This window comes from Bacteroides sp. OF03-11BH (genome assembly GCF_003604005.1).
Classification (GTDB): Bacteria; Bacteroidota; Bacteroidia; order Bacteroidales; family Bacteroidaceae; genus Bacteroides; species Bacteroides ovatus.
The window spans coordinates 1-4,325 of record NZ_QTMW01000097.1; the positions used below are offsets into that span (position 1 = coordinate 1).

The 4,325-nt window shown below is 42.5% G+C and carries 9 protein-coding genes; 7 read left to right on the plus strand and 2 right to left on the minus strand.

Annotation, left to right across the window (positions count from 1 at the left end):
* Positions 1-244 precede the first annotated feature (244 nt).
* The 7 genes from DXA54_RS27565 (at position 245) to DXA54_RS27595 (ending at position 2,918) form a co-directional block, all read left to right on the plus strand.
* Positions 245-496 (plus strand): hypothetical protein, encoded by a 252-nt coding sequence (locus tag DXA54_RS27565; RefSeq protein WP_004295507.1) that lies wholly within the window; start codon positions 245-247, stop codon positions 494-496.
* Positions 493-768, plus strand: a complete 276-nt coding sequence (locus tag DXA54_RS27570) for a type II toxin-antitoxin system YoeB family toxin (protein ID WP_004327436.1) — start codon at positions 493-495, stop codon at positions 766-768. Before DXA54_RS27565 ends, DXA54_RS27570 begins: the two co-directional genes overlap by 4 nt.
* Positions 769-778: 10 nt before the next feature.
* A complete protein-coding gene (locus DXA54_RS27575; RefSeq protein WP_005683054.1) occupies positions 779-976 on the plus strand; it encodes a hypothetical protein in 198 nt (65 codons plus the stop codon).
* A 193-nt stretch (positions 977-1,169) separates the two neighbouring features.
* The gene (gene mbpA, locus DXA54_RS27580) at positions 1,170-1,469 is read left to right on the plus strand and encodes a mobilization protein MbpA (RefSeq protein WP_005683055.1); all 300 of its coding nucleotides are present in this window, start codon (positions 1,170-1,172) and stop codon (positions 1,467-1,469) included.
* Positions 1,466-2,260 carry a mobilization protein MbpB gene (gene mbpB / locus DXA54_RS27585; RefSeq protein ID WP_007755894.1) on the plus strand — a complete coding sequence of 265 codons (795 nt, stop codon included), beginning with the start codon at positions 1,466-1,468 and terminating at the stop codon, positions 2,258-2,260. The genes mbpA and mbpB overlap by 4 nt, the downstream gene beginning before the upstream one ends.
* Positions 2,217-2,669: a mobilization protein MbpC gene (gene mbpC, locus DXA54_RS27590; RefSeq protein WP_007755893.1), complete on the plus strand. Its 453-nt coding sequence runs from the start codon at positions 2,217-2,219 to the stop codon at positions 2,667-2,669. Before mbpB ends, mbpC begins: the two co-directional genes overlap by 44 nt.
* 18 nt (positions 2,670-2,687) lie before the next feature.
* On the plus strand, positions 2,688-2,918 hold the full coding sequence (locus tag DXA54_RS27595) for a hypothetical protein (protein ID WP_007755891.1): 231 nt from the start codon (positions 2,688-2,690) through the stop codon (positions 2,916-2,918).
* Positions 2,919-2,956: 38 nt separating this feature from the next.
* Here DXA54_RS27595 and DXA54_RS27600 read toward each other — a convergent pair whose 3' ends face one another.
* On the minus strand, positions 2,957-3,961 hold the full coding sequence (locus tag DXA54_RS27600) for a replication initiation protein (RefSeq protein ID WP_007755890.1): 1,005 nt from the start codon (positions 3,959-3,961) through the stop codon (positions 2,957-2,959).
* Entirely contained in the window at positions 3,912-4,097 is a 186-nt protein-coding gene (locus DXA54_RS27605) for a hypothetical protein (protein ID WP_007560600.1), read from the minus strand. The genes DXA54_RS27600 and DXA54_RS27605 overlap by 50 nt, the downstream gene beginning before the upstream one ends.
* Positions 4,098-4,325 lie beyond the last annotated feature (228 nt).

Consider the following 4,325-nt stretch of genomic DNA (forward strand, 5'->3'; position numbering starts at 1 on the left):
AAAAAAAAAGCTGATAAGCATATAAACAAGTTATGCTTTATAACAAGTCATTGATTTTTTACGGATAAGTGGTTGATTTACTGTCGGAAAAAGAAAAACAATAGGGAAAAAAAGCAAAGCAAAACCAACCAACGGGCGGTAGGACTGTGAACGGCTTTTTATGGCGTGTACACATTTGTGTACAAAAAGTTTGTATTTTATTGAAATATAGCTATCTTTGTACTGAATTTAAAAGCAAACAGATATGGAAGCATTATCAGTAAGAGAATACCGTAACAACCTCGCAGCGTCTTTCACCAAAGCTGACAATGGCGAGCAGGTACTAATTCGCAGGAAAAACGAGATTTACGCTTTGGTAAAAGTTGGTCGTGAAGATTTGATGATAACCCCGGAACTGCAAGCAAGGATTGACAAGGCAAGGGAAGAAATCAAATCCGGAAAGTGTGTTACCCTCAAAAGCAGTGAGGATATTGATGCTTATTTCGACAGTCTATGATGTACACAATTAGGGTTTCCGACGGGGTGGATAAGGTGATTGCCAAATGGAAGAAATCAAACCCCAATTTGTTCAAGAAGTATAAGAAAATCTACAAAGAATTGTTAGAGCACCCTAAGACTGGGCTTGGGCATCCCGAAGCGTTAAGGGGCGGTGGGGATATTACATGGTCTCGACACATTACCGCCCATGACCGGATAATCTATGACATTTACGAGGAAGTGGTAGAGGTCTACATTTTGGAGGTAGAGGGGCATTACAACGATAAATGATAAAACTGTTATGGTCGAATATTGTGTTTACTGGTTAGAGAACGGCGAGCCTATGCACGAGGTGTTCTCTAACCTTGCCGCCGCCGAGATGTACTCATGTGCGATAAGAGGGAAAGAAAACGTTGAATGGGTGGAGGTGTCCGAAGAAGAAGCCATTGATTTGGACGAACTGGAAGACATGTTCCCGGATGACTTCTGCGGCGTGTAATCCCCTTGGGTAGAAATGGGGTAGATTTTGTTAGGCTGTGGGGGATTTTCTAACACGCCGGGGCTTTTTTGCCGGGCGGTTAGTGTGGATGTATTCCAATGCGGTATGTGTATATATAGCAAGAAGTGTCCTTGTCGGACAATTCTTGCTTTTCTCGCTTTGCTCAAAAAGATTTTAAGATTACCTTTGTGACATGGAAGTAAGACGGAACGAAAAGATTACATTCCGCTGTACCCGGTATGAAAAGCTGGCACTTGCGGAGCAGGCAGCCCGATGTAGCATGAGCACATCGGAGTATTGCCGGAGTTTGTCCCTTGGAGGTCGCCCAAGGGAAAGGTACACCGAGGAGGAACGGCAGCTTCTCCGGGACATAGCCCAGTTGAAAGGAACGCTCCAACGGCTGAACAACTACTTCGGTGGTCGCCAGTACCGGGAGGTATTTGAAGAGAATCAGGCACTAATCACCGAACTTAAAAAAATACTTTCACGATGATAGGGAAAGGAAAGAGCATATCGCATGGTACGGCTGCACTGGAGTATGACCTTGCCAAAGAGATAGACGGACAGACAGCAGCCATCGAGATAGCCCGGCATGAACTTTACGGGTGTACGGGTGCGGAAATGGTACAGGAAATGAAACCATACCACGCTGATTTTCCGAACGTAAAAAACAATTGCCTACGTTTCGAGGTCAGTCCTTCGATAGAGGAAAGCGCCACCTTTACGGATGCGGACTGGGCGGAACTTGGTAACGACTTCATGCAGCGCATGGGGCTGGCGAACCACCAGTACATCATCATCCGGCACAGCGGTACGGAGAGCAAAAAAGAACAAGCCCACCTGCATATACTGGCAAACCGGGTTTCCCTTTCCGGGGAACTGTACCGGGATAACTGGATAGGGAAAAAGGCAACGGAAGCCGCCAACGCCATAGCCAAGGAACGGAACTTTGTACAGTCGCAGGACATCGGCAAAGCCAACAAAGCGGAAATCAAGGAAGCCATGGACGACGTATTGAAGAAGATGCAGGGCTTTGACTTGACTAAATTCAAGGAAGAACTTGGTAGGAGAGGTTTTAAAGTTCGGGAAGCCAGGGCAAGCACCGGAAAACTTAACGGCTACTACGTCACAGCCCGAAGCGGTACGGAGTATAAGGCGAGCGAGATAGGGAAAGGCTACACTCTCGCCCATATCGAGCGGACACAAAGCAAACTGAAATATAACTCAATGAACATATCTCATGGAAACAAACTCACATCCGGAAGCGGTAGCTTCCACCGTTAAGCAGGGACAGTACAGCCCCCGGAAAAGAAAAGACACAGCACCAAAGGTTAACCCGCAGCTTGCGATAGAACTGTTTTTTCAAGAAATGGGACGTATTGAAGCCTATACAAAGCGCATAGAGGATGCAACATCCCGAAAGGTACAAATAGACGGGAAAAGCCTCGAAAGTGCCGAAAATCGCCTAAAAAACGTATTGTCGGACTTTGAACGGCAGGGGTACAGAATGAAAAACGGCGGTTATGTGGACAAACGGATTTCGTTCTACTCAATCCTTTGTGCTGTTATCTCCCTATTGTTCGCTTGTTTCATGTGCTATCTTTGGACGGATGCAGCCAAAGACCGGGACAACTACAAGCAGTATTATGAATACTTCCAAGAGCAGGCAAGGGAACAAAAGGGAAACAAATAAACTCTAACTTTACGAATTATGGGAACAACGGAACACGAAGAACCCCGGTTCTTCTTCATACTGAACAAGGGTGCGAAGTCCGGCGGCGAAATCACCCATGCTGTCCTAAACGGTAGTATCGTTTCGAAGCCGGCAGGCTGGGACGCCTTTCATGGGCTTGTACTGGCGAAAGAGAAACTAAGCAGCGAGGAAATACAGCGGCAGATGAAAGAGCTTGGTGTAGAAATGGAAATCGTTCCTCTGATTTGACAAGATTACCCCGGCTGAAATATACCGGGGTAATCTTGTCACTTATCCTTGATTTTCCCTTTAAGGGCGTTTATAATCCACCCTTTTGGATTTGTTTTTGTCCTTGATTTTCCTCTAAGTATGGCGAGTTCTGTCATGATGTCTGGAAGTTCCATTTGTGCTGTTACAAATAAATCCCGGTTGTTTTTGATTTCTTTATCGGAGAACTCCAAAGATGTTTTTAAGTAACTTATCACTTGCCTACCTAAATCCCATGAAAGCCCGGTTTGCTTTTGTAGCTCTTTTTTGTATAGCTCTGCATCACGATGCTCTGGCTTGAATATTGGATAGAAGTTGAAACTTACAATTTTTTTCCCCTCCTTGTTTGCGGACCATTCGAATGTATAAGGACTTAGTTCGTCCAGCTCATTTTTTGCAGGTTCAATTACTTTCCGGACAAAATCGTTTGTCTTTGCGTATTTATCTTGTACTTTAAACATTTCTTTGAGCTGTTCAAGTGGATAGATTAGTTTTGTTTTCTGACCGCTTAAAAGTTCGTAGAACCGCATAGAATATACACTCTTAAACTTCATCGCAGTGGCTAATTCGTATTTGCGAAACCCTTTTGAAAAATCTAAGCAGCAGTCCCATATGTGTGAGTCTATTTGGAATGATACAACAGATGAACGCTTCTTTATCTTTGGCAATGCAATAATAGAAATGCTTATCCATTCTTTTTCATCCTCATAGGTAAAGATTTTCTTTTGTAGAGATAACAGTGCTTGTTTTACACGTGTGTAGTTTTCATCACTTTCTCCATTTAGCAATGAAGCAATAGGCATTGTGATGTGAACGGTATCAAAAAGTGTGTGTTCTATTTTTTTACAATCAGTTGCAAACCTAACTCCTTGGAGTTCACCTTGAGCCATTTCTACAATTCTATAAAGTATGCGCTTCTCATAAACGGAAAAGTCATACTTGGCTGTCGTCATAATATAGCTTTGTATTTGGTCTTTATTGACGACTGTTACACTGTTGTTCTTCTGTTGTTTCGTTTTCATCATCTACACGAAAGGATAAAATACTGTTGGCTTTATCTATGTGAGGAGCGTATATTTCAGAAAATTTTGCGAGGATAGAAATTGCGTTTTTTACCCTTTCAAATTCTTCTTTCTTAAAATGAACTATGATTTTCTTCATCCTTTATTGATTATTAGTATGTTGCGCAAATATAATAAGTAATTACGACTTGTGCAAATGGAAATCGTAGATGATGCAAAATAACATTCAAAAAGTCGTATTTGGAAGAGAAAATAACATTCAAAAAGTCGTAGTAATGTGTTAAATAGCATTCAAAAAGTCGTAGTAATGTGTTAAATGAATTGTGTAAGCGGTTGGATTTCAGCGTGATTTTTAGTTAAAAAAAAA